This is a genomic window from Haloferax sp. AB510 (assembly GCF_024136985.1).
GTDB lineage: Archaea > Halobacteriota > Halobacteria > Halobacteriales > Haloferacaceae > Haloferax.
Map to the genome: position 1 here is coordinate 19,113 of NZ_JAMYJY010000014.1, position 20,643 is coordinate 39,755.

The window sequence follows — 20,643 nt, forward strand, 5'->3', positions numbered from 1 at the left end:
AATGCGGATTCTCGACGCTTCTGCGTTCATCCACGAGTACCACACCGACGACGAGACGGCCTCGATTCCCCTCGTCAAGGAAGAACTCACCGGCGAGCACGCCTTCCGCTTCGACGCGCTCGAAGGCGCGGGCATGTACGTCCACATCCCCGGACAGGGGACCGTAGACAAGGTGCTTCGCGCCGCGGGTGAGACCGGCGACCGCGACGTGCTCTCGGAGACTGACACGCGCCTCATCGCCGCCGCGTTCGAACTCGACGCGACGCTCGTCACCGACGACTACGCGATGCAGAACGTCGCCGAGCGGCTCAACGTCGGCGTCGAAGTCATCGCCCAAGACGGCATCGCAGAACAGCGGAGCTGGAAGTTCCAGTGTCAGGGTTGCGGCCGCGAGTTCGACGAGAACAAAGAGCGCTGCCCCATCTGCGGGATGGAGTTGACGCGGAAGAATCCGGCGTAAGCCGGTCGAACTGGCCGACTCGACTCGGCTGTCCGACGTTCTTTTTCAGCATTATACAAGGTGGAGCCTCCGACCTCAAGGAGTGAGCGAAGCAAGCGAGTAGGTCGGAGAGGAAACCGACATGGTACGGCACAACCGGCATACTCTGGCCACCTGACTCCTAAATAATTAAGAACCGATAGTTCTTCGTCTGAAGTATGGAGGTGCGTCGAACCGCGCCGGTCAAACTCATCGTTCCCGATGAGCGACGCGACGACCTCCACGAGTCAGCTCGCCAGTTCCTTCACTGTGCAAACCGTGCCGCCGAGTTCTGTTGGGACGATCGCTCCTACACGAATTGCGTTACGGCGAACGCGACCGCACGGGATGCGCTCTATGAGGAACTGCGAGAGGAAACAGAACTCACCGCGAACCTCGTCCAAGAAGCCATCCGACGTGCCGTCCAAGCAACGACAGGGTGTGTCGAACGGTGGAAACAGGGCAAGCGCGTGAGCCGACCGGAGTTCACCTCGTGGAGTATGCTGTACGATAAGCGAAGCGCCACATTCTACCGAAACAAAGTTTCGCTTTCAACCGTCAACGGGCGTGTTGAGTGCGACTTTGAACTCCCGGCGGACAGCCCGACACCCTACGAACAGTACGTTCTTTCCGAAGAGTACGAGTTCCGGGCGAGTACACTCCAATACGACAAGGCGACCGACGAGTTCTACTTCCACATTACGACCCGGAAGTACGATGACGACGAGCCCGAGGTTTCGGCAGATACCGGGCACCAAACAGTCCTCGGTATCGACCTCGGCGTCAACAGCCTCGCAGTAGCTTCGACCGGCACGTTCTGGCAGGGAGACGAGTACGACCATTGGTGCCGCGAGTTCGAGAGGCGGCGTGGTGAGATGCAACAGCGCGGCACGCAGGCCGCACACAACGCGCTGCTTCGGCTCGGCAAGCGTGAAGAAGCGTGGCGGAAACAGTACATCTACACGGTTGCCAACGAGATCGTTTCGGAAGCCCTCGAACACGCCTGCGACGTGATCGTGTTCGAGGACCTAACGGACATCCGCGAGCGGCTTCCGGACGCGAAGTGGCACCACGTGTGGGCGTTCCGACGCCTCGCCGAGTACGTCTCCTACAAGGCACCAGAGCAGGGTGTCTCCGTGGAGGAGGTTGAGCCGAACCACACGTCCCAACGGTGTTCTCGGACGGACTGTGGCTTTACGCACGACGGCAACCGCAAGGGAGAACACTTCGAGTGCCAGAAATGCGAGTATGAGGTCAACGCGGACTACAATGCGGCGAAGAATATCGGGGTGCGATACGCCCGGAAACAGACACATAGCCTCCGTTCCTCGCCCAAGTCGGGGAGCGGAGACGCACCAGTAGACGTGCGTGTGAATGGTGGGATGTTGAACGGTGAGAGTCACCAGCCTATTACTGGGGACTGATTGCCGGGAGTCCACATCAAAGCCCTACCCTCAAGGACCGAGGCGCACAGCGCCGAGGGAGTAGGGTAGGGTAGTTTACACCATGCCGGTCGCCTGCGCGTAGCTCACGAGGAACTGGACCGCGTTGTACAGCCCGTGGACCAGCGCGGCGACGAGCAAGTTTCCGCTCTTCTCGTAGACGAGCGCGAGGACGCTTCCGAGGAGGAACACCATCCCCAGCGAGACGAAGGCTCCCTCGCCGGAGAACGACCAGACGTGAATCGACGCGAACACCAGACTCGACAGGACGACCGCCGGCGCGGGACCCCAGAGTCGACGGAGTTCGCCGAAGGCGACGCCGCGGAAGATAAGCTCCTCCGCCGGGCCGACGAGGACGATGGTGACGACGGTGAGATACAGGAAGTACACCGGGTTCTCGCGGCCCTGCTGGGCGATGACGCTGTCGCCGCTCTGGATGCCGAGCGCGGACATCAGCGCCGACGCGCCGAGGTAGACGCCCATCACGGCGACGAACCCGCCGACGATCCACAGGGCGTCGCGGGCGGTCGGTCGCTCGAACCGAATCAGGTTCCAGTCGTCGCGGGCGGCGAGGTAGCCCGCGCCGACGACGCCGAAGCCGATGAACTGTCCGGCGCTCTGTATCGCGCCGATGAGTGCGGTGTCGCCCGGAACCACGCCGCGAGCGAGACCGCCGGCGAGCGAGCCGAACGTCGCGCCGACGATGAGCGAGAGGGCGACAACGATGATGATGCCACCGTACGCTTGGAGGTGGTCTGCGGGGCTCGCAGACGCGCGGGCGGTGTCGTGTGCCATTGCCCTCCCCTTCGGAACGGGGTCGGATAACCGATTCGGGTCGGAGTATCCCACCGCCCGACGAACCGACGCGTCTCCCACTTCGGCGGACTGTCCTGTCCTCCCTACTGTCACCGCCCCGCGATTATTGAATAGTTACGAACATTTAACTTATGTATTTATGTGTGGTTGAGGCGTATTCTACCGCGACGATGCGGCTCGTTCACGTACTCATCCCGACCGGAAGCGTAGAGGCAGTTCTCGACGAGTTAGACAGCGAGGGCATCGATTACGCGGTCAGCACGGAGGTCGGGAGGGGCGGGTACGACGCGCAGGTCTCGTTTCCAGTCCCGACGAGCGCGGTCGACCCGATACTGACGCGCCTCCGAGCCGTCGGCTTAGAGGACGACGGCTACACCATCGTGGTCTCGGCGGAGACGGTCGTCTCCAAGCGGTTCGAGCAGGTCAAAGCGAACTACACGGACCTCTCGCTGTCGCGTGCGGAACTCGTCTCGCGCGCCGAGGACATGGCCCCTCCGCTTTCGACGTTCGTGGCGATGACCATCGTGAGCGCGGTCGTGGCGACGACAGGTCTGCTTTCGAACTCCGCGGCGGTCATCATCGGCGCGATGATTATCGCGCCCGTGATGGGGCCCGCGATTTCGGCCTCCGTGGGGAGTGTCCTCTACGAGCCCAGACTGTTCCGCCGCGGGGTCGGACTGCAGGTCCTCGGCGTGGCGCTCGCCATCGCGAGCGGACTCGCCTTTTCGCTTCTCGTCAAGGAGACGCTGTTAGTCCCGCCGGGGTTCAACCCCATCGAGGTCCCGCAGGTCCAAGAGCGACTGACGCCGAACGTCCTCTCGCTCGTGCTCGCGGTCGGGGCCGGCGTCGCCGCGGTGCTCAGCCTCACCCGCGGGGTCTCGTCAGTCCTCGTGGGTGCCATGATTGCCGTCGCGCTGGTCCCGCCCGCCGCGACCGTCGGTATCGGCATCGCGTGGAACGCCCCGCTCGCGGTGGCGGAGGCCGGCACGCTCCTGCTCGTGAACATCCTCGCGGTGAACCTCGTCGCGCTCAGCCTGCTGTGGCTGAGCGGCTACCGACCCGTCTCGGAAGCCCGCACGGACTCCGCCCGGAAGCGGACGCTCCAACTGCTCGGCATCATCACCTTCGCGCTCATCGCGTTGGGCAGTATCCTCGCGTTCGTGAGCCTCCTGTCGGTCGCCGACGCGGAGTTCAGAACGGAGCTAAACGCCGAGATAGCCGACGTGCTCTCGCGCAACGAGTACCGGAACGTGCGACTCATCGAGGTTCACATCGACGTGTCGCCGGTGCAGGGGCTCCTGTTTAGCGAGGACCCCGAGGTAACGATTCTGGTCGATTCGCCCGGCGGCGTCCCGCCGAACGGCTTGGCCGAAGACGTTCGGACGGTCATCAGAGACGAACAGGGATTCGACGTCATCGTCGTCGTCGAGGCCGTCGACGCGTCACTTCCCAGCGACGACAGGGTGACGACGACGGAGCGCGTGGGCGCCCCCGTCCCGCGTCCCGCTTAGTCGCGGGGCGACTGCCTTACTCGACGATCAGCCGAGATTTCTCTTCGACCGCGTCCGCTTCCTCGAAGTCGCCGCCACCGAGCAGGCCGCGGGCGGCGCGCTTGCCCCACTCGACAGCCGGCTGGATGAACGTGTCCACGCTGGCGAGTTCGCCGTAGAGGACGCAGGCGGCCTCCATCGCGTAGAGCAGTTCACCGAGTCCGTACTCGTCCACGCGGTCGAGTTCGATGCGGACGTTCGGACAGTCGGCCGCGGCGAGGCTCGCTTCGGTCGCCTCGAACTCGGCGTCGAGCAGTTCGCCGAGCGACGAGCCGCCGAGGTACGCGAGGCCGTCGAGGTCGGTCTCGGGGATGGCCACGTCCTCGCGCTCCGTGGCGCGGACGAGCGTCACGAGTTTGTCGCGCGGGCCGGCGCGGTACAGTTGAAGCTGGGAGTGCTGGTCGGTCGCGCCGAGCGCCCGCAGGGGCGTCTGGCCGAGACCGTCCTTTCCGAGCGACTCGGCCCACAGCTGGGCGAACCACTCGGAGAACGTTTCGAGCGATTCCGCGTAGGGCATCATCGCGTTCTGCCGCAGGCCGCGCTCGGCGAGGGCGTAGGAGACCGCGCCGTAGGCGTACGCGGGCGAGTCGAAAAGCGAGTCCGACAGGCGCGCCTCCTGTGCGGTCGCGCCCTCCAGCACCGCCTCGATGTCGTGGCCGCAGAGGGCGGCGGCGGCGAGGCCGACCGTCGAGAGCACCGAAAAGCGGCCGGGGACGCCGTCCGGGACGGGGAGCGACGGGAGGTCGTGCTTGTCGGCGAGGTCGCGGAGGTTGCCCTCCTCGCCGGTCGTGACGAACGTCCGGTCGGCCCAGTCGACGCCCGCGTCGGCCATCGCCTCCTGCACGACGAGGAAGTTCGCCAGCGTCTCGGCGGTCGTGCCGGACCGCGAGACGACGTTGACGACGGTCGATGAGAGGTCAAGCGAGTCGAGGAGGCGGTCGACGGCCTCCGGGTCGACGTTGTCGAGGTAGTAGGCGTCCACGTCGCTTTCGAGGGCGTCGGTGAGGGTGGCCGCGCCGAGGGCGCTCCCGCCGATGCCGACGGTGACGACCGCCGAGGGGTCGTCGAACCGGCTCACGGCGTCCCGAATCGCCGCGGGGTCGGTACTGTTCGGGAGGTTCAGCGATTCGTAGCCGTGTTCGCCGGCCTCTCGGCCCCGTTCGATGCGGTCGTGGGCGGCCGCGACGCGGCCGTCGAGTCGTTCGAGCGCCTCGCGCGAGACGCCGTGGGTCGACGCCGTGTCGAGGACGTTCCCGAGGTCTACCTGCATACAGGATGCCGCGTCGCCCGGCGTCAAAACGACACCGGTCGCTTTAATCGCGGCCGCTCCCAAGGGCGACCGATGGCAGACGACTACGGCGGCGTCATCGGCGCGTTCCCGTACGCCTTCCGGCACAGCGAGTCGTGGCTGTTCAAGTGCTACGTGCTCGTCGGTGCCCTCGCGACGGGTGTCGTCTCGCTGTTCGTCGCCTTCGGACTCGTAGTTCTCATCGGCGCGACCGCCGGCGTCCCCGGCGGCTCGCTCACCCTCTCGCGGTCGTTCTACGTCCTCGTGGGGCTGTTCGTCGTCGCGCCGCTGGTCGCTCCCGTACTGTTTGTCGCCCGCCGACACCGCCGCACCGGCTCGGAACCGCGGTACGACCTGAGCCTCGCGCTCGCGGGCTTCGTGTTCATGCTGTCGGTGTACGTCGGGCTCGTCGCGTCGGTGCCGGCGGAGCTTCAGACGCCCGTCGAGCCGTTCGCGGTGGGTCCCGTGACCGTCTCGGCGCTCGTTCCCGTCGTCCAACTCCTCTACGACCTCCCTGCAATCTACGGGCTCGTCCCGCCGGTCGCGTGCGCGGTGAGCATCTACGCGATTCACCGACTGCTTCGGTAACCTCGTCGGGACTCACCGACTGCTTCGGTAACTGCCGTGGACTCGTGTTCTCCGACGCAGCCTCATCCGACTCGCGCCGCTAACTCGTCGCGGTAGCGGTAGACGACCGCTGAAGTGACGACGCCGACGCCGACGAGGAGCGCTACCGCCTCGTAGTTCGCCGCGCCCACGTTCTGTCCGGCAGCCGCCGCGAGGGCGAACGTCGGTAGGCGACCGACGGCGACGAGGACGACGAGCGTTCGGAGCCGCAGCGGCGAGACCCCGGCGAGCGCACAGAGCGCGTCGTCCGGAAACGCCGGCAGGAGAAACAGGACGAACAGGCCGGTGACGCCCCGGCGGTCGGCGAAGCCGTCGAACCGGGCGAGTGCGTCGTCGGCGACGAGGCGCTCGACCGCGGGTCGGCCGAAACGCCGGGCGAGCAGGAAGACGACGGCGCTTCCGGCGACGACGCCGACCATGCTGTAGGCCGTCCCGGCGGCCGTTCCGAACAGGTAGCCGCCGACGGCGGCGAGGGCCTGCCCGGGAATCGGCGCGAGAATCACCTGCAGGGTCTGGATACCGACGAACACCAACGGAGCGAACGGCCCGGTCGATTCGACGGCCGAGCGGACCCATGCCGGGTCTGCGAGGCGCGGGGCGAACACGGCGACGCCGACCGCGACGGCCGCGAAGGCGACCGCAATGGCCCCGACTCTGACGAGCGCCGCGTTCCGCGCCGCAGACGAGTCGAACAGGCGACCGGTCACAGGAACGAAGCGGTCTTGAGCCGGGCGTTCAGCGCGTACTTTCGCAGGTACTGGCGGGCGGTCGTTCGCGTCCCACGCGCGACGGTTCGCCCGGCGCGGACTCCGTCCAAGATGGCGTCGGTCGTGACGCCGCCGCCGCCCGCCTCGACCGAGACGGCCGTGTACGCCTGTCCGACCAGCGCGGGCCGGTGCGCGTCGCTCCCGCCCGTGCCCGGGAGTCCGTGCCGGCGGGCGTAGCGCCGCGCCTGCCCGTTTCTGAATCCGGTGAGCGTGTGCGCGTTGTACACCTCGACGGCGTCAACGTCCCGAATCGCCCGGCGGGACGCGCCGTGTCGAAACGTCTGAAACGGGTGCGGGACGACCGCGAGCCCACCGACTCGCGAACCGCCCGCGCCGTCTCGGAGAGCGGCCGCCCCGTCGCCGGCGGATCGTCGACGCCGAGCGCGAGGAGGTGGCCGTCGGCCGTCGAGACCTCGACGCCGGGGACGACCCGGACGCCGTACTCGTGGGCGATGTCGAACGCCCGCGGGAGCGATCCGACCGAGTCGTGGTCGGTGATGGCGACCGCGTCGAGGCCGACCGCCGCCGCGCGGGCCAGCACCGCTTCGACCGACATCTCGCAGTCGTAGGAGGCGTCGGTGTGGACGTGGAGGTCCACCGCGAGCGTCCGCGGTCCCCGCGAGCCCTGCGCCGGACCGCTCATATCACGCCGAATTCGAGCGCGAGACAGCCGGCGACCGTCAGGACGCCGGCGACGCCGACGAGGACGTGGCCCGCGTCGGTCTTGTACGCCTTGTAGTCGGAGGTCATGAGCGGACAGACCGCCACGATGGTCGCGCCCGCGACCCAGCCGTTCCACAGCGGGACGAACTGGAGGAGGAAGTAGTTCGCCAGCACGACGAGGTGCGTGTGGACGACCGTCGTCCCGTGGTAGTACGAGGTGCCGCCCTCGTCGCCGAAGCCCTCGCTGTTGTGGCGGATGAGTCGCAGGCCGCCGAAGGTGAGGACGACGAAGCCGACGACGGCGCTCACGACCGGATTGGGCGCGAGCGCGACGTGGTACAGGAGCGCCGCCGACACGAGGTACGCGAAGATGTCGATGAAGGAGTCTATCTGTCGGCCGAACGCCGAGGCGGTCCCGGTCTTGCGGGCGTAGTAGCCGTCGGCCTTGTCGAAGGCGAAGCCGGTGAGAACGGCCACGATGGCCCAGTTCGGCTCGCCCGACACGAACAGTATCGCGCCGACCCACGCCCAGAAGAGCGCGCCCAGACTCAACCAGTCCGCGGTCCCGAGCCGCGAAATCATGTTCTCCCCCGTCGATGAGCGCACGACCTCGCTCGCCCGCGCGTCGACCGCGTCCAGCCTCCCGCGAAGTGCTGACCTGAGTTCGTCCGTCATGCCTGTCTGTCCGACACACTCGGCCGATTGAGTATAAATTTAACCGCTATAGTATATATAAATCAAATATCTATATACTAACGTTCCCGAACGGAGCGCTCGGGACGGAACTGAGCGCTCTGTACCGCTATGAACGGGATTTGACGCGCCGGCGACGCCACGGCCCGGCCCGGTAGTACGCCCGGACCCGGGCGACTCGGAAGCCGACGCTCTCGAAGGTCCACTGCGAGGGTCGGTTGTCGCGGGCGACGAGCGCGTGCACCGTTTCGGCCCCGCGCTCGCCGGCGACGGCGACGGCCCGCGAGACGAGCGCGGTGGCGATACCGCGGTTCCGCGCCTCGGGCGCGACGAATACCCGGCGGACATAGCCGCCGGGGAAGGTTACGTCGGCCTCCAGCGGGTGAACGTGATACGTCAGGCCGGGGTCGCCGAGGAAGAGATAGCCGACGGGGCCGGAGTCCGCGACTTCACCGTTCTCACCGCCCTCGCCGTCTCTCTCGCCTCTCCCGGCGTCGAACGCGCACACCGCCGTCTCGTCGTCTCTGAGTTCGGAAAACGCGTCGTAGCGGGTTTCGAACTGCGTCGCCTCCGCGGGGTCGAGCGCACGAATCTCGACTCCCGCCGGAGGGTCGCGGTCGGCGTCCGCCGCCTCGGCGTCCGCGACGTACTCGTCCATCTGCGTCGCCGTGAGTCCGCGGGCCTTGAGCGCGTCGTAGACGCGTCGGGCCGGTTCGGTCCGGGTCAACCGCCAGAGCGCGGGCATCGTCAGTCGCGTCGGCGCGCCGCGAGAAAAGCCCACCGTCGCCGTGTGTACCGGTGCCACACGCGGTCGAAAGCGCCCGAAACGGGGAAAAGGCCCGGTTGCTTACACCGGGTGATGACCGAGTCCGAGCCCGAGTCCGAATCCGAATCCGAGCGAACGGGAACGTTTCTCGTCACCGCCGCCGACGAGGAGTCGGCCGTCCTGAAGGACGTTCACTCCGGGCAGGTTCACGCGCTCTCGTCGAACCCCGGCGTCTCCGAGGACGAAGCCGTCCGCGGGACCGTCGCGCCCGACCCGCCGATGAACGTCTCGTGGCAGCTCGTGGAGGTCGAGTCGCGCTGGACCGTCTCCGTCGAGCGCTCCACCGAGTCGCCGACGACGAACTCCCGCGACATCGCCGCCGACAACCCCGACGGCGAACTCGTCCGGGAGGAACGCGCCGGAACCGGCGAGATTCACGTCCTGTCGGTCCCCGACGACATGACCGAACAGGCCGTCGACGACATCCTCTCGGACCGCGAGGGCCTGCTCTCGCGGGCCGCCAGACTCGACGTGAACCGCGTCGAAGTCCGCTCGCAGCCGGGCGTCGTCGCGGTCCGCTACATGCCCTGAGTCGGGTCTGTTCTGCCCTCCGTTCGCTCGTCTTCTCGCGCTCCCGCTACCGCTGTGTTCCGGTCGAGGAGACGGGACCGTCCGCGCTCTGGACGCACCACCCGCCGTGGACGCTTCCCTCGCGCTCGACGAACTCGACGGTCGTCTCCTCGCCGATTCGGATCGCGTCCGCGGGGTCGAGCCCTTCCACGCGGAGCGTCAGCGTCAACGCGTCGCCGCAACAGCCCACGTCGAGGAACTCCTCCCACTCGTCGCCCGGCGCGGCGTCCTCGTGGACCCGCTGCAGGTAGGTCACGAAGTGGTCGGTGGTCAGCTGGTCGCGGCCCCACGCGCTGAGTTCGTCGGGGAAGGAGACGACCACGCGGGTCGCCGTCTGGTCGGTCGCCATACCTCACGATTGTCGGCCAACGATTATGGGCCTGTCGCGGGTTCGCCGCGCGCCCGTCAGACCGTTTCACAGCCGAGACCGTCCGCGGATAAGAAACCTTATTCGGCACCGCTCAGGACCGCAACCCATGGTTGAGTTTACGGTACCGGAGGTAGACTACACCCGGTACACGAATCGCCAACTCGTGGCCGTCCCCCTCGCGGTCCTCGCGGTGGCCCTCTTGGTCATCGGAGGGTGGTACGTCGCGACTGGCGCGCCGGTGAACCCGGGCGTCGATTTCACCGGCGGGACCGAACTCCGTATCGCAACGGATGCCCCGCAAAGCGAGGTCGCCGCGGCCTTCGACAGTCAGCCCGAATCGATTCGTTCCGTCGCGGCCGACGGAACGTACGTCGTGACCTTCCAGTCCGGGAGCGCGACGTCGAGTGAACTCCAGACACAAGCCGAAGACGCCGGCTTCGAAGTCCGGTCTATCGACGCGGTGTCCGCTAACTTCGGCTCCGAGACGCAACTGCTCGCCCTCGGTGGCCTCGCGGTCGCCTTCGCGGGCATGAGTATCCTCGTGTTCGCCATGTTCCGCTCGTTCGTTCCCTCCATCGCGGTCGTCGTCTCGGCGTTCTCCGACATCGTCATCCCGGTGGCGCTGATGAACCTCCTCGGCATCGAGCTATCGCTGGGGACTGTCGCCGCCCTCCTGATGCTCATCGGGTACTCGGTGGACTCGGACATCCTCCTGAACAACCACGTCCTCCGACGGTCCGGTGACTTCTACGAGTCCACCGCGCGCGCCATGCGCACCGGTGTGACCATGACGCTCACATCCATCGCGGCGATGATCGTCATGACCATCACGGCGACGCTGTTCGGGATTCAACTGCTCGCCGCCATCGGTACGGTCCTCGTGTTCGGCCTCACCGCAGACCTGATGAACACCTACATGCTGAACGTGACCCTCCTCCGCTGGTACAAGTTTGAGGGGGTGGCCCGATGAGCGCGCTCCGCGACAACTGGCGGGTCATCTTCCTCGTCGTCGCCATCCTGCTTTCGACGTTCGCCCTCTTCTCGCCGACCATCGGGGGCCAGTCCCCAATCGGTGAGGACAACAGCGCGACGAACCTCAAGTTCGGCCTCCAACTCGACGGCGGGACGCGCATCCGCGCGCCGCTCGTCGGCGTCACGGCCGAGGACGTCGAGTTCGAAGGCGACTCCGAGCGCGTCGTCGAACGGCAGGTCGCCGCCCAGTTGGCGGGGGCTGACGCCGCAGACATCATCGCCCGAACGGGCGCTGAGTCAAGCACGGTCGAAGCGACCCTCGAGAACGTCACGGCCGACGACCTGAGCGCCGCGCTCGACGCCGCGGGCTACGCCCACGGCGAAGTCAGAGACGGCGTGACCGAGACGACACGCGCCGAGACGGTCCGCGTCCTCCAGTCGAAGATCAACGAGGCTGGTCTCTCCGGCGGGACGGTCCAACAGGTGACCACGGCGACGGGCGAACACTTCATCCTCGTCGAGGTCCCCAACCGCGACCAGTCTGACGTCGTCGACCTCGTCGGCGAGCGCGGGACGGTCCAAATCGACATCTACTACCCGACCTCGCAGAACGGCACCCGCGTGTACGAGACGCGCGAGGCCGTCCTGACGCAGGCCGACTTCACCTCCATCGGGACCGCACAGGAGTCCCAGACCGGGAGCGGGGCGTTCGTCCCCGTCTCCGTCCGCGACGACCCCGCACAGGAGTTCCAGACGGCGGTTCAGGATACCGGTCTCGCCCAACCCGGCGGGACGCGGTGTACCTACATGGCGGACGGTGGCAAGAACACGACCGAAGGCTGTCTCCTCCTCGTCGTCAACGGAGAGGTCGTCAACGCCTTCGGGATGAGCGGCGGGCTCGCCGACACCATGCGGTCCGGCGAGTGGGCCGGCGCGCCGAGCTTCCAGCTCCAGACCCGCAACACGTCCGAGGCGCAGGAAATCGCCATCAACCTCCGCGCCGGTGCGCTCCCGGCCAAGCTCGACCTCTCGGGCGAGGACAGCGGCACCTCGTCGTACATCTCCCCGAGCCAGGGTGAGAGCTTCAAGTTCGACTCGCTCATCACGGGTATCATCGCGGTCCTCGCGGTCGCCGGTGTCGTCTTCGTCCGCTACGGCAAACCGCAGGTCGCCCTGCCGATGATCGTCACCGGCCTCTCCGAGGTGTACGTCCTCCTCGGATTCGCCGCGGCCATCGGCTACCCGCTCGACCTCTCGGTCATCGCCGGCTTCATCGCCGTCATCGGGACGGGCGTGGACGACCTCATCATCATCGCCGACGAGGTGATGGCTGAGGGCACCGTGAAGTCGCGGAAAGTCTTCCAGTCGCGGTTCCGCCGGGCCTTCTGGGTCATCGGCGCGGCCGCCGCGACGACCATCATCGCCATGAGCCCGCTCGCCGTGCTCTCGCTCGGCGACCTACAGGGCTTCGCCATCTTCACCATCCTCGGCGTCATCGTCGGCGTCCTCGTCACCCGCCCGGCGTACGGTGACATCCTCCGACTCCTCCTGACCGAGGACCGCTGAGGTCGACCCGCTTTCGACCGACGCGTTCTTTCACTCGTTCGTCACGCGTCCAGCGCCGCGAGCCGACGACTCCGCCCGCAGGCCACCGTCGCGATTCTCGCAGCTGATACCGCTCCGACCGCTCGTCCGTTCTCCACGTCAGAATCGGGTGACTGCGACGGTTTCGGTCGTCCCCATCGGGATGTACTTGCCGACAGAATCATATAGACTGTCTATAAAACACTGACCGAACCGGCAACCGACCAACCGCCGCCCGTCGGTACTCACGGTGCACGCACTCCACTCATGGAAGACACGCCACTTCGACGCGACGACATGGACGCGACGACGACTCGACCGGCCGCCACGCGGCGGTCCGCCTCCGCGGACGACGAGGAGTTCGTCGCAATCGTCGCCCCGTACGACGACGCACCTGACGAGTGCACCATCTTCCCCGCAGGACTCTCCGAAGACGAGTTGCTGACGACGTGGCTCTCCGCGCAGGAAGGCGGGTACGTCTCGCTCGCCGAGATGCGGTAGCCCGTCGCCGCGACTCGTCCTCGAACCACCCGACCCTCCACTTTTTCGAACGTCGGTCTCGCGACGCCTCAGAAATCCCCTAGCGACGACTGTTCGTGCGCGGCCATGAGGTCGGCACACGTCGACCACGACTTCCGCGCGCAGTCCGGCAGAATGCCGTGTTCGCGGACGTACTCCCGAAGGAACTCGCGGGTCGTCCCGTCGCTCGGATAGCCGCTCCCCACCTCGCCGTACTCGTCAGCGATGGCCTCGACCCGGCGGTCGCGTTCGACCTTCGCCACGATGCTCGCCGCGCCGACGATGGCGTGTTCGTCGTCCGCGCGGTGCTGGGCGCGGACCTCGACGGAGACGCCCGCCTCGGCCAGCCCCTCGCGGACGCGGCGGCCGAATCTGGACTCGTTCACGTCGCCCGCGTCGCAGACGAGTTCGTCGGCGTCGGCGGCGACGTCGGCGGCCGCCTCGACCTGCGCCCGGACGGTCAGCAGGTTCATGTCCGTCTCGGGGTCGTCGATTGTCTCGGGTTCGACGAACGCGACACCGACTTCGATGTCGTCTCGGTCGCGGAGTTTCGCGGCGAGTTCCTCGCGCCGCTCGGCGGAGAGTCGCTTCGAGTCGGCGATTCCGTCCGGGAGGGAGCCGGGGTCTCCTCGAACCGCCGCGGCGACCATCGGACCCAACACGGGCCCCTTTCCGGCTTCGTCGACGCCGATGTGCATACCTCGTCGGGTGTCGCGGGCGAGAATTAGAGATTGCGGTCCGCGACGACGCTCGCAGAGGTCCCCCGGGGCTCCGTTCAGTCCTTGAAGAACTCGTCGTCCTCGAACGGTTCGTCCTCGCCTTCGACCGCGATGACGTCGAGCGCGGTGACGACCGCGCCCGTGTCGAGGATGCCGGCGAGGCTCGGGTTCGTTCGGCCCTCGTCGCCCGAGATGAGTTCCTTGATGTAGAGACCGCCCTCGCCGTGGATTTCGACGGTCGCGTGGCGCGCGTCTTCGAGGTCGCCGGTGGCGTCGTAGACGTGGCGGGTGCGGGTGATGCTCGCGCGGCGGTGGTCGACGCGGTGGGGCGTGTACTGCTCGATGGTCGCGCCGGTGAGTTCGTCCAGCGCGGCCCCCAGTTCCTCGTCGGTCACGTCGTCGTCGAACTCGACGGCGGCGCGGTACTCCTTGCTCGCGTCGAGTTTCTTCACGCGTTCGACCATGTCGTAGGTGGCGAGTCGGAGCCCCTCGACCTCGATTTCGCCCTCGGCCATCGCGTTGATGTCGCCTTCGAGCTGTTCGACGTCGATGGTTCGGCGGCGCGGCTCCATGATTTCGACCACGAACGGTCGACCCGTGCCGAGCATGAGGGCGTCCACGTCCTCGCGGCCCGCGCCGTGAAACTTCGCGTCGACGCCGTCCATCACGTCGGTCACGACGGGAGCGACGAAGCCCTCGACGCTGTCTTCGTAGAGGTAGCCGGAGCCGCCACAGTAGTCGCAGGGCTCCTTACCCTTGTAGCCGGAGCCGTCGCACTCGCGGCAGGGCCACTCGGTCTGCGGGATGTCGCGCGCGAGTTTCCGGTAGCGCCCGTAGACGAACGCGGAGTTGAGCTGCGCCTCGACGGTGTCGGCCTCGATGTCGAGGAGGAACTGCACGTCCGGACGGGTGAAGTCCACCTCGGTGCCGGTGAGTCGGCCCACGCGCTTTCCGACCTCGCGGTTGAACTCGGACTTGAACAGTTCGCCGGCGTCCTCGGGGAGCCCCGCGCCCTCGCGGAGCAGTAGCTCGTTTTCCTCGACGAGCGGCGGCGCACGGGTGCCGACTTGGTACGTCTCGACTTCCACGTCCTCGATGGCCTCGGCGCAGCGCTCGGCCCACTCGTCGAACTCGGCGCAGGCCCCCTCGCAGACCCAGCAGTCCTCGGTCTCGACGGCCTCGTAGGGCTCGTCGTCGTCGAGGGCGGCGGCGACCCGGAGCGACTTGCCCCGCTCGGCGTTCGTCAGCCCGAAACTGCGCTCGGCGAAGGCCCGGCCCAGACAGGCGTCGCAGACCGGCCCGCTCTCGGCGAGCGCTCGCGCGTCCTCAAGGATGCTCATGTTCGGTCTCTATCGGGGCGCGCGTAACTAGCTTACTTTGTTCGGCGGGCCGCCCACGGCACGGCACGTCGACATACCCCAGAGCTGAGACGTTTGTCAACACGACCCGAGTGGAGTGCTATCTCGGCTCCGAGAAATTTGATGTACGGCGGCGTGGTAGCCGCTTCAACACCTGGGTCTACGGTCGATATCTCGTGTCTATCAATACGCAAACGAATCGGACGCTCGCACTGTTCGCGACCATCGCGGTCCTCTGGGGAACCTCCTTCATGGCCATCGAGGTGGGCCTCGACGTCCTCCCGCCCGTGCTGTTCGCCGCCCTCCGGTACGACGTGGCCGGCGTCGTACTGTTCGTCTACGGCCTGCTCGCGGCGGAGGACTGGCGACCCCGCGGCCGCGACGAGTGGCTCGTCGTCCTCGTCGGCGGCACGCTGCTCATCGGCGCGCACTTCTCGCTTCTGTTCTCCGGCCAGCGGTACGTGACGAGCGGCGTCTCGGCCATCGTCATCAGCCTCGCGCCCGTCCTCACACCGCTTTTCGCGTGGCCGATGCTGCCCGAAGAGCGCCTCGACGCGTTCGGCTTCTTCGGCGTGTTTCTGGGGCTGGCCGGGACGGTAGTCATCGCCCTCGCGTCCGGGTCGGTCGGCGGCCAACTCCTCGGCGTCGTCCTGCTCCTTCTCGCGGCCGCGGCGTGGGCGTTCGGCTCGGTGCTCGTCAAGCGGCTCCCCGGCAACCCGCCCGTCGTCCCGATGCAAGCGTGGATGATGCTCCTCGGCGCGGGCATGCTCCACGTCACGAGCCCCGTCCTCGGCGAGCCCGGCCTCGCGAGCGTGGCGTGGTCGCCGGTCGTCGTCGCCGCACTGCTGTTCTTGGCCGTGCTGTGCAGCGCCGTCGGCTTCATCGCCTACTTCGTCCTGCTGGACCGCATCGGCGCGGTCGAAATCAGCCTCGTCAACTACGTCACGCCGGTCGTCGCCGCCGTCACCGGCTGGGCGTTCCTCGGCGAGCGCATCGGCCCCGCCACCGTCTCCGGCTTCGCGCTCATCCTCCTCGGATTCGCGTTCATGAAGCGCGACGCGCTCGGCCCGCTGGGTCGCCGTCTCGGCGTCCGCGTCGGCCTCGTCGCGCCCGAACCCGCGGCCGACCCGGATGTCCACCCGGCCGACGACTGAGCGGCGTCCCGTCGCCGACGCTGCAGGGCTACTCTCACAAGGCTGTCGCGGAACTCTCGCAGACTTGTCGCGTCCGGCGTCACGGCACGAACCTCGAACCGCCTCCGAGTAGAAAAAAGCTCGTCACGTCCGACGCCGGCGTCCGCGCCGGCGTCAGTCGACCTCAGTTGCTGGTCTCGTTGTCCGACGACGTGGTCGTCTCGTTCGTCGTCGTGACCGTCTCGTTGGCGGTCGTCGTCTCGGTGACCGTCTCGTTCGTCGCGGTCGTGGTCGTTGTCTCGTTGGTGGCCGTGGTGGTGGTCGTGGTCTCCTCGGCGGCCTCGTGAGTCGCGAGGACCTCCTCGGCACCCGCGCGACCGACCCAGACGACCTCGACCGTCGAGTCGCTCTCGGCGGACTCGATCTCGAGGAAGTTACCGACCGAGACGGGGTACTCCTGACCCTTCTCGCCGTCGGCGACCCACGTGGTGGTGCGCTCGTCGTCGACGGTGACGTAGACCTCGCTCGTCGCCTCGTCGGTGATCTTCTCGCCGCCCATGTGGACGACGCGGAGGACGCCGCCGTTCGTGCGGAAGGCGAGTTCGGGGGACGGAACCTCGGCCGGTTCGACGTCGGCCGTCGTCTCGCCCGTCGTGCCGTTGCCCGTCTCGTTGCCCGCGGTCGGCTGCGACCCGGAGTCACCGCCCATACAACCGGCGGTGGTGAGGAGGGCTCCTGTCGCGGCGGCGCTCTTCAGGAAGGTGCGTCGTTCCATACACGGTGATTTACAAGCTCGTATATATGTCTTGTAGTTTACAGTTTGGGGGTAGATAACTACTCACACACCCGGTTTTCCAATTTTGTCTATCAGGTATTTACAATAAGCCAACCTGTCCGAGCGCCCACAGGGCGACGACCGCAGTCGCCGCGCCGAGCGCGACGAGCAGGAGAGTGACGGCGGCCACCGCGGCCAAGAGGAAGCGCCGGTCGGCCGCCGCGCCAGCGGGGGAGGCGTCGTCGTACCGAGCCTCCAACAGTCGGACGTTCCGGGCGTTGGCCTTCCACGCCGCGTCGAACACGTCGCCGACGAGCGGGAGCGACCCGACGGTCGCGTCGAGGACGACGTTGCCGAGCATCCGCGCGAGCGTCGCCCGCGGCACGCCGAGCATCGCGGCCTCGACGAGGATGTACGCCGAGAGCGCCGAGGCCGTCGCGTCGCCGATGCCTGGGACGAGTCCCAGTATCGGGTCGAGACCGACGCGGTAGTTCGTCCCCGGCACCTCGAACGCCTCGTCGAGGTAGAAGCTCACCGCGCGGAGCCGAGCGAGGGTCTCCTCGTCCGCGAGGCCCGCCGACTCGAAATCGACGACTGCGTCGGGTTCAAGCGGTTCGTCGCCGTCGCCGTCACCGCCGCTCGCCGCCGCGGGCGTCGTCGGTGTGGAGGAGTCGTTCACACGCGTCGAGTCGCGCGGGCGGAACTTGAGGATAGCGTCGAGTGGAAAAAAGAACGCGACGCGCCGCCCCCACGGTTCGGGCGGGCGCGTCTCAGAGCTACGAAGCCGGACGCCGTCGTGTGACCATGCCGGAACCGGGAGCCGACGGCGGACTCCCTGAGTTGGAGTCGATGGCCGAGCTTAGAGGCCCACCTCAATCGCGCGCTCGACGACGCCCGCGCCGTAGCGCTCTTCCAACTCCTCGTGTTGGTCCGGACGGTGTTCGTACACGTCTTGGAACAGGCTGATGGGCGTCATCGCGGCCTGGTACGTCGCCTCGTCCCACATGCGGTCCTTGGCGATGTCGATTTCGGTACCGCCGATGCGGAGCGTCGCCGACTGGGTCATGGCGATCGCGCCGCGGCCGGCCTCCTTGGCCGCCTCGAACTCCTCCATGGAGTCGACGATGTCGTCCATGCTCGGGACGTACGAGGTCAGACCGAGCAGTTCCTCGCGGAGTTCGTCCGCGGTGAGTTCCCGCGCGTCGCCGCCGACCCGGAGTTCGTAGCCGCCGTCGGTGGCTTCGAGCGAGAGGCGGTCGCCGTCGTACACCTCGACGCCGTCTTCGGACGCGAGTTCGACCTCCTCGCCGCCCGCGTCGAGGAGCCAACTGCCGGTCTTCGGCGGGAGCGGCGAGGTGTTTGCCTCGACGACCTGTCCGGGGGTGAGCGACCAGATGCCGAGCATCCCCTTCGCCTGATTCTCGGTCATGCGCTCGCGGTAGCCTTCGACGTCGCGGATGTCGTCGTAGGGGCCGTCGACGGCGATACAGCCGGCGGCGCTGGCCCCGCGGGAGGTGTTGTGTCGAAGCTCAGGCCACGCCGGGAGTTCGCCGGTCGGCGTCATGGCGCGCATGTCCTTCGTGTAGTCGACCTCGCCGTCGACGAGGAGGAACAGCCGTTCGAGGTTGTTCGTCGGCTTGCCCATCTCGTCGCGGAGGTCGCCCATGGCGAGTTCGGCTTCACCGCTCTCGATGATGACCGACATGGCGAGGCTCCCCTCGTCGAGTCCGTGCTCGTTCTCGACGATGGTGAAGAACTCGTCGGCCTTCTTCCAGTCGTCGATGCCGCCGACCTCGGGGATGACGAAGCCGTCGATGTGTTCGACCGCGCCGTTTTCCGGGTCGGTGATTTCGAGCATGTGCTGGAAGCCCTGATACCGGGTTTCGGGGCTGTCGCGGTGCCAGACCATCCGGGGGTGGATCTCGCCGGGGAATTCCGAGCCGTGTTCGGAGATGACTTCGATGATGTTCTCGGCTCCCTCGTCGCGCATCGACGGCGCGGTGGCGTCCTCGTTGTCGGGGACCCACACGTCGGGGGCCTGCATCCCGCGGAGGCCGGCCGCCCGTCGGAGCATTTTCGCGGAGTCGGCTTCGCCCTCGACGGCCGTCGGCGAGGTGAAGAACGTCCGCACGAACTGTCGGTCGTGTCTGCGCTCAGTCATCGTCGTTGCTCGTGATGGGGTCGGCCTGCTCCTCGCTGAACCCTTCCGACTCCTCGATGCGGCGGCGCGCCTCGGGGTCGAACTGCGTCTCGATGTCCTGATACCGCGAGACGAACGACAGCTCGTGGTGGCTCTCGGTCGGGTGGCCGAGGTAGCGCTGTTCGAGGTCGAACTGCCCTTCTTCGTCCTGTTCGGCGAGCTTCTTGAAGTCCTCGTAGACGGCGTGCGCGCCCGAGTGGAGGCCGAACAGCGTGATGAAGATGTACTTGTAGCCGAGGTCGCCCAGCTCCTGGAACGTCAGCGGGTCCTCCTCTTCGGACCACGCGAACGACGACGAGTAGTTGAACGCGAGCTTCAGGTCCGGGTGGGTCTCGTGAATCTCCTCCGCGTAGGCGACGGCGTCCTCGCGCGAGGGGTTCGGCATCTCGGGCCAGACGATGTCGACGCCGGCGTCGGCGTAGATGCGGCCGCGTTCGACGTGTTCGTCCCAGTCACCGTTCGAGGAGCCGTAGGCGTCGGTGCGGGCGATGACGACCGTGTCCTCCGACTGCTTGGCGTCGACGGCGGCCTCGAAGCGAGCCTTGGCCTTCTCGCGGGAGACGATTTGCTTGCCCGCGATGTGGCCGCAGCGCTTGGGCGTCGTCTGGTCCTCGATGTGGACGGCGGCGACGCCGGCCTTCTCGTACTCGCGGACGGCGCGGCGGACGTTGTGGATGCCGCCGTAGCCCGTGTCGCAGTCGGCGATGACCGGCAGGTTCGTCGCCTCGACCATGCGCTTTGCGTTCTCGACCATCTCGGTCATCGTGACCATCTCCAAGTCGGGGAAGCCGAACTGCCCGAGGACCGTCGAGTAGCCGGACATGTAGGCGGCGTCGTGGCCCGTCATCTCGGCGAGGCGGGCGTCCAGCGCGTGGTACATGCCGGGGGCGAACACGAAGTCCTGCGTGTTCAGCATCTCCCGCAGTTCGCGGGCCTTCTGGTTGTCAACATCCTGTGCGAAGACGTCGCTGTCGAGTTCGGTCGGGTTCATTGGGTGTCGGTGGGCTGCATCGTTCGCTCGATACGGTTCAGTTGGGCGCGGAGCGCGGCGAGTTCGCGCCGAATCGTCGTCATCTCGTCGTCCCCACCCGGCTGTTGGATGAAGGGGACGAGCGGCGCGTCCATGTTCTCCTCGTTGTTGGGGTAGCGCCGTGCGGCAGGTGGACGAGTCGTCGTCGAGCGAGTGGTGGTCGGTGTGCGGGTCGTCGTGTCGGTTCGGGTCGTGTTGTCGCGGTTTGTCATCGGTTACGTCGGTGGGGTCGGCGGTCGGTAGCGGTCGGTTCGAGTCATGGT

22 protein-coding genes and 1 pseudogene are annotated in these 20,643 nt (G+C 67.3%); 9 read left to right on the forward strand and 14 right to left on the reverse strand.

All coding sequences use genetic code 11. The features are described from left to right. Position 1 precedes the first annotated feature (1 nt). Positions 2-460, forward strand: a complete 459-nt coding sequence (locus NKF06_RS04475; protein WP_058825853.1) for an NOB1 family endonuclease — start codon at positions 2-4, stop codon at positions 458-460. Between the two features lie 197 nt (positions 461-657). Then, on the forward strand, positions 658-1,902 hold the full coding sequence (locus NKF06_RS04480; RefSeq protein WP_253244645.1) for a transposase: 1,245 nt from the start codon (positions 658-660) through the stop codon (positions 1,900-1,902). 75 nt (positions 1,903-1,977) lie between these two features. Here NKF06_RS04480 and NKF06_RS04485 read toward each other — a convergent pair whose 3' ends face one another. Beyond that, positions 1,978-2,715, reverse strand: a complete 738-nt coding sequence (locus NKF06_RS04485; protein ID WP_253244646.1) for a CPBP family intramembrane glutamic endopeptidase — start codon at positions 2,713-2,715, stop codon at positions 1,978-1,980. Between the two features lie 191 nt (positions 2,716-2,906). Between NKF06_RS04485 and NKF06_RS04490 the strand changes: the two genes are divergently transcribed. Beyond that, positions 2,907-4,247 carry a TIGR00341 family protein gene (locus NKF06_RS04490; protein WP_253244647.1) on the forward strand — a complete coding sequence of 447 codons (1,341 nt, stop codon included), beginning with the start codon at positions 2,907-2,909 and terminating at the stop codon, positions 4,245-4,247. A gap of 16 nt (positions 4,248-4,263) precedes the next feature. On the opposite strand, the gene NKF06_RS04495 is transcribed toward NKF06_RS04490, so the two are convergent. After that, positions 4,264-5,556, reverse strand: coding sequence for a glucose-6-phosphate isomerase (locus NKF06_RS04495; RefSeq protein ID WP_253244648.1), 1,293 nt, complete (start codon positions 5,554-5,556; stop codon positions 4,264-4,266). Between the two features lie 72 nt (positions 5,557-5,628). Between NKF06_RS04495 and NKF06_RS04500 the strand changes: the two genes are divergently transcribed. Next, entirely contained in the window at positions 5,629-6,162 is a 534-nt protein-coding gene (locus NKF06_RS04500) for a hypothetical protein (protein WP_253244649.1), read from the forward strand. A gap of 62 nt (positions 6,163-6,224) precedes the next feature. Here the strand turns inward: NKF06_RS04500 and NKF06_RS04505 are convergent, their stop codons facing one another. From NKF06_RS04505 to NKF06_RS04525, 4 genes and pseudogenes are all read right to left on the reverse strand, one after another. Beyond that, entirely contained in the window at positions 6,225-6,908 is a 684-nt protein-coding gene (locus NKF06_RS04505; protein ID WP_253244650.1) for a VTT domain-containing protein, read from the reverse strand. Continuing rightward, positions 6,905-7,611: pseudogene (locus tag NKF06_RS21130) on the reverse strand (PHP domain-containing protein). The gene NKF06_RS04505 and the pseudogene NKF06_RS21130 overlap by 4 nt, the downstream one beginning before the upstream one ends. Further along, positions 7,608-8,306, reverse strand: a complete 699-nt coding sequence (locus tag NKF06_RS04520) for a CDP-alcohol phosphatidyltransferase family protein (protein WP_253244652.1) — start codon at positions 8,304-8,306, stop codon at positions 7,608-7,610. Before NKF06_RS04520 ends, NKF06_RS21130 begins: the two are co-directional and overlap by 4 nt. A gap of 127 nt (positions 8,307-8,433) precedes the next feature. Next, a complete protein-coding gene (locus NKF06_RS04525) occupies positions 8,434-9,069 on the reverse strand; it encodes a GNAT family N-acetyltransferase (RefSeq protein WP_253244669.1) in 636 nt (211 codons plus the stop codon). A gap of 114 nt (positions 9,070-9,183) precedes the next feature. Here NKF06_RS04525 and NKF06_RS04530 point away from each other — a divergent pair, with 114 nt between their 5' ends. Next, the gene (locus NKF06_RS04530) at positions 9,184-9,681 is read left to right on the forward strand and encodes a DUF5812 family protein (protein WP_253244653.1); all 498 of its coding nucleotides are present in this window, start codon (positions 9,184-9,186) and stop codon (positions 9,679-9,681) included. Positions 9,682-9,727: 46 nt separating this feature from the next. Here NKF06_RS04530 and NKF06_RS04535 read toward each other — a convergent pair whose 3' ends face one another. Beyond that, on the reverse strand, positions 9,728-10,069 hold the full coding sequence (locus tag NKF06_RS04535; protein WP_253244654.1) for a hypothetical protein: 342 nt from the start codon (positions 10,067-10,069) through the stop codon (positions 9,728-9,730). Positions 10,070-10,196: 127 nt separating this feature from the next. On the opposite strand from NKF06_RS04535, the gene secF reads away from it, so the two are divergent. The 3 genes from secF to NKF06_RS04550 all read left to right on the forward strand — a co-directional run bounded on the left by secF (position 10,197) and on the right by NKF06_RS04550 (position 13,147). Then, positions 10,197-11,060, forward strand: a complete 864-nt coding sequence (secF, locus tag NKF06_RS04540) for a protein translocase subunit SecF (RefSeq protein ID WP_042663512.1) — start codon at positions 10,197-10,199, stop codon at positions 11,058-11,060. Then, positions 11,057-12,628, forward strand: coding sequence for a preprotein translocase subunit SecD (gene secD, locus NKF06_RS04545; RefSeq protein WP_058825844.1), 1,572 nt, complete (start codon positions 11,057-11,059; stop codon positions 12,626-12,628). Before secF ends, secD begins: the two co-directional genes overlap by 4 nt. A 285-nt stretch (positions 12,629-12,913) precedes the next feature. Next, positions 12,914-13,147, forward strand: coding sequence for a hypothetical protein (locus tag NKF06_RS04550; protein WP_253244655.1), 234 nt, complete (start codon positions 12,914-12,916; stop codon positions 13,145-13,147). Positions 13,148-13,215: 68 nt separating this feature from the next. Here NKF06_RS04550 and rnhB read toward each other — a convergent pair whose 3' ends face one another. Together rnhB and NKF06_RS04560 are read right to left on the reverse strand one after the other, a co-directional pair. After that, the gene (gene rnhB, locus NKF06_RS04555; RefSeq protein ID WP_253244656.1) at positions 13,216-13,863 is read right to left on the reverse strand and encodes a ribonuclease HII; all 648 of its coding nucleotides are present in this window, start codon (positions 13,861-13,863) and stop codon (positions 13,216-13,218) included. 77 nt (positions 13,864-13,940) lie between these two features. Beyond that, positions 13,941-15,224, reverse strand: coding sequence for a tRNA pseudouridine(54/55) synthase Pus10 (locus NKF06_RS04560; protein WP_058825841.1), 1,284 nt, complete (start codon positions 15,222-15,224; stop codon positions 13,941-13,943). 194 nt (positions 15,225-15,418) lie between these two features. On the opposite strand from NKF06_RS04560, the gene NKF06_RS04565 reads away from it, so the two are divergent. Continuing rightward, positions 15,419-16,396 (forward strand): EamA family transporter, encoded by a 978-nt coding sequence (locus tag NKF06_RS04565; RefSeq protein ID WP_253244657.1) that lies wholly within the window; start codon positions 15,419-15,421, stop codon positions 16,394-16,396. A gap of 163 nt (positions 16,397-16,559) precedes the next feature. Here NKF06_RS04565 and NKF06_RS04570 read toward each other — a convergent pair whose 3' ends face one another. From NKF06_RS04570 to NKF06_RS04590, 5 genes are all read right to left on the reverse strand, one after another. Then, positions 16,560-17,150, reverse strand: a complete 591-nt coding sequence (locus NKF06_RS04570; RefSeq protein ID WP_253244658.1) for a twin-arginine translocation signal domain-containing protein — start codon at positions 17,148-17,150, stop codon at positions 16,560-16,562. A 100-nt stretch (positions 17,151-17,250) separates the two neighbouring features. After that, a complete protein-coding gene (locus tag NKF06_RS04575; protein ID WP_253244659.1) occupies positions 17,251-17,829 on the reverse strand; it encodes a DUF4112 domain-containing protein in 579 nt (192 codons plus the stop codon). A gap of 180 nt (positions 17,830-18,009) precedes the next feature. Continuing rightward, complete coding sequence (aceB, locus tag NKF06_RS04580) at positions 18,010-19,311, reverse strand: malate synthase AceB (protein ID WP_253244660.1); 1,302 nt, start codon at positions 19,309-19,311, stop codon at positions 18,010-18,012. Then, entirely contained in the window at positions 19,304-20,341 is a 1,038-nt protein-coding gene (aceA, locus tag NKF06_RS04585; protein WP_004062919.1) for an isocitrate lyase, read from the reverse strand. Before aceA ends, aceB begins: the two co-directional genes overlap by 8 nt. Then, positions 20,338-20,592, reverse strand: coding sequence for a hypothetical protein (locus tag NKF06_RS04590; RefSeq protein ID WP_058825836.1), 255 nt, complete (start codon positions 20,590-20,592; stop codon positions 20,338-20,340). Before NKF06_RS04590 ends, aceA begins: the two co-directional genes overlap by 4 nt. Between the last annotated feature and the right edge of the window lie 51 nt (positions 20,593-20,643).

Coding starts and splice junctions, on each gene's coding strand:
- NKF06_RS04485 (WP_253244646.1), bottom strand. CDS start 2,715: ATGGCACACGACACCGCCCGCGCGTCTGCGAGCCCCGCAGACCACCTC.
- NKF06_RS04490 (WP_253244647.1), top strand. CDS start 2,907: ATGCGGCTCGTTCACGTACTCATCCCGACCGGAAGCGTAGAGGCAGTT.
- NKF06_RS04530 (WP_253244653.1), top strand. CDS start 9,184: ATGACCGAGTCCGAGCCCGAGTCCGAATCCGAATCCGAGCGAACGGGA.
- aceB (WP_253244660.1), bottom strand. CDS start 19,311: ATGACTGAGCGCAGACACGACCGACAGTTCGTGCGGACGTTCTTCACC.
- secD (WP_058825844.1), top strand. CDS start 11,057: ATGAGCGCGCTCCGCGACAACTGGCGGGTCATCTTCCTCGTCGTCGCC.
- NKF06_RS04560 (WP_058825841.1), bottom strand. CDS start 15,224: ATGAGCATCCTTGAGGACGCGCGAGCGCTCGCCGAGAGCGGGCCGGTC.
- NKF06_RS04535 (WP_253244654.1), bottom strand. CDS start 10,069: ATGGCGACCGACCAGACGGCGACCCGCGTGGTCGTCTCCTTCCCCGAC.
- NKF06_RS04550 (WP_253244655.1), top strand. CDS start 12,914: ATGGAAGACACGCCACTTCGACGCGACGACATGGACGCGACGACGACT.
- secF (WP_042663512.1), top strand. CDS start 10,197: ATGGTTGAGTTTACGGTACCGGAGGTAGACTACACCCGGTACACGAAT.
- NKF06_RS04480 (WP_253244645.1), top strand. CDS start 658: ATGGAGGTGCGTCGAACCGCGCCGGTCAAACTCATCGTTCCCGATGAG.
- rnhB (WP_253244656.1), bottom strand. CDS start 13,863: ATGCACATCGGCGTCGACGAAGCCGGAAAGGGGCCCGTGTTGGGTCCG.
- NKF06_RS04525 (WP_253244669.1), bottom strand. CDS start 9,069: ATGCCCGCGCTCTGGCGGTTGACCCGGACCGAACCGGCCCGACGCGTC.
- aceA (WP_004062919.1), bottom strand. CDS start 20,341: ATGAACCCGACCGAACTCGACAGCGACGTCTTCGCACAGGATGTTGAC.
- NKF06_RS04590 (WP_058825836.1), bottom strand. CDS start 20,592: ATGACAAACCGCGACAACACGACCCGAACCGACACGACGACCCGCACA.
- NKF06_RS04520 (WP_253244652.1), bottom strand. CDS start 8,306: ATGACGGACGAACTCAGGTCAGCACTTCGCGGGAGGCTGGACGCGGTC.
- NKF06_RS04495 (WP_253244648.1), bottom strand. CDS start 5,556: ATGCAGGTAGACCTCGGGAACGTCCTCGACACGGCGTCGACCCACGGC.
- NKF06_RS04570 (WP_253244658.1), bottom strand. CDS start 17,150: ATGGAACGACGCACCTTCCTGAAGAGCGCCGCCGCGACAGGAGCCCTC.
- NKF06_RS04475 (WP_058825853.1), top strand. CDS start 2: ATGCGGATTCTCGACGCTTCTGCGTTCATCCACGAGTACCACACCGAC.
- NKF06_RS04500 (WP_253244649.1), top strand. CDS start 5,629: ATGGCAGACGACTACGGCGGCGTCATCGGCGCGTTCCCGTACGCCTTC.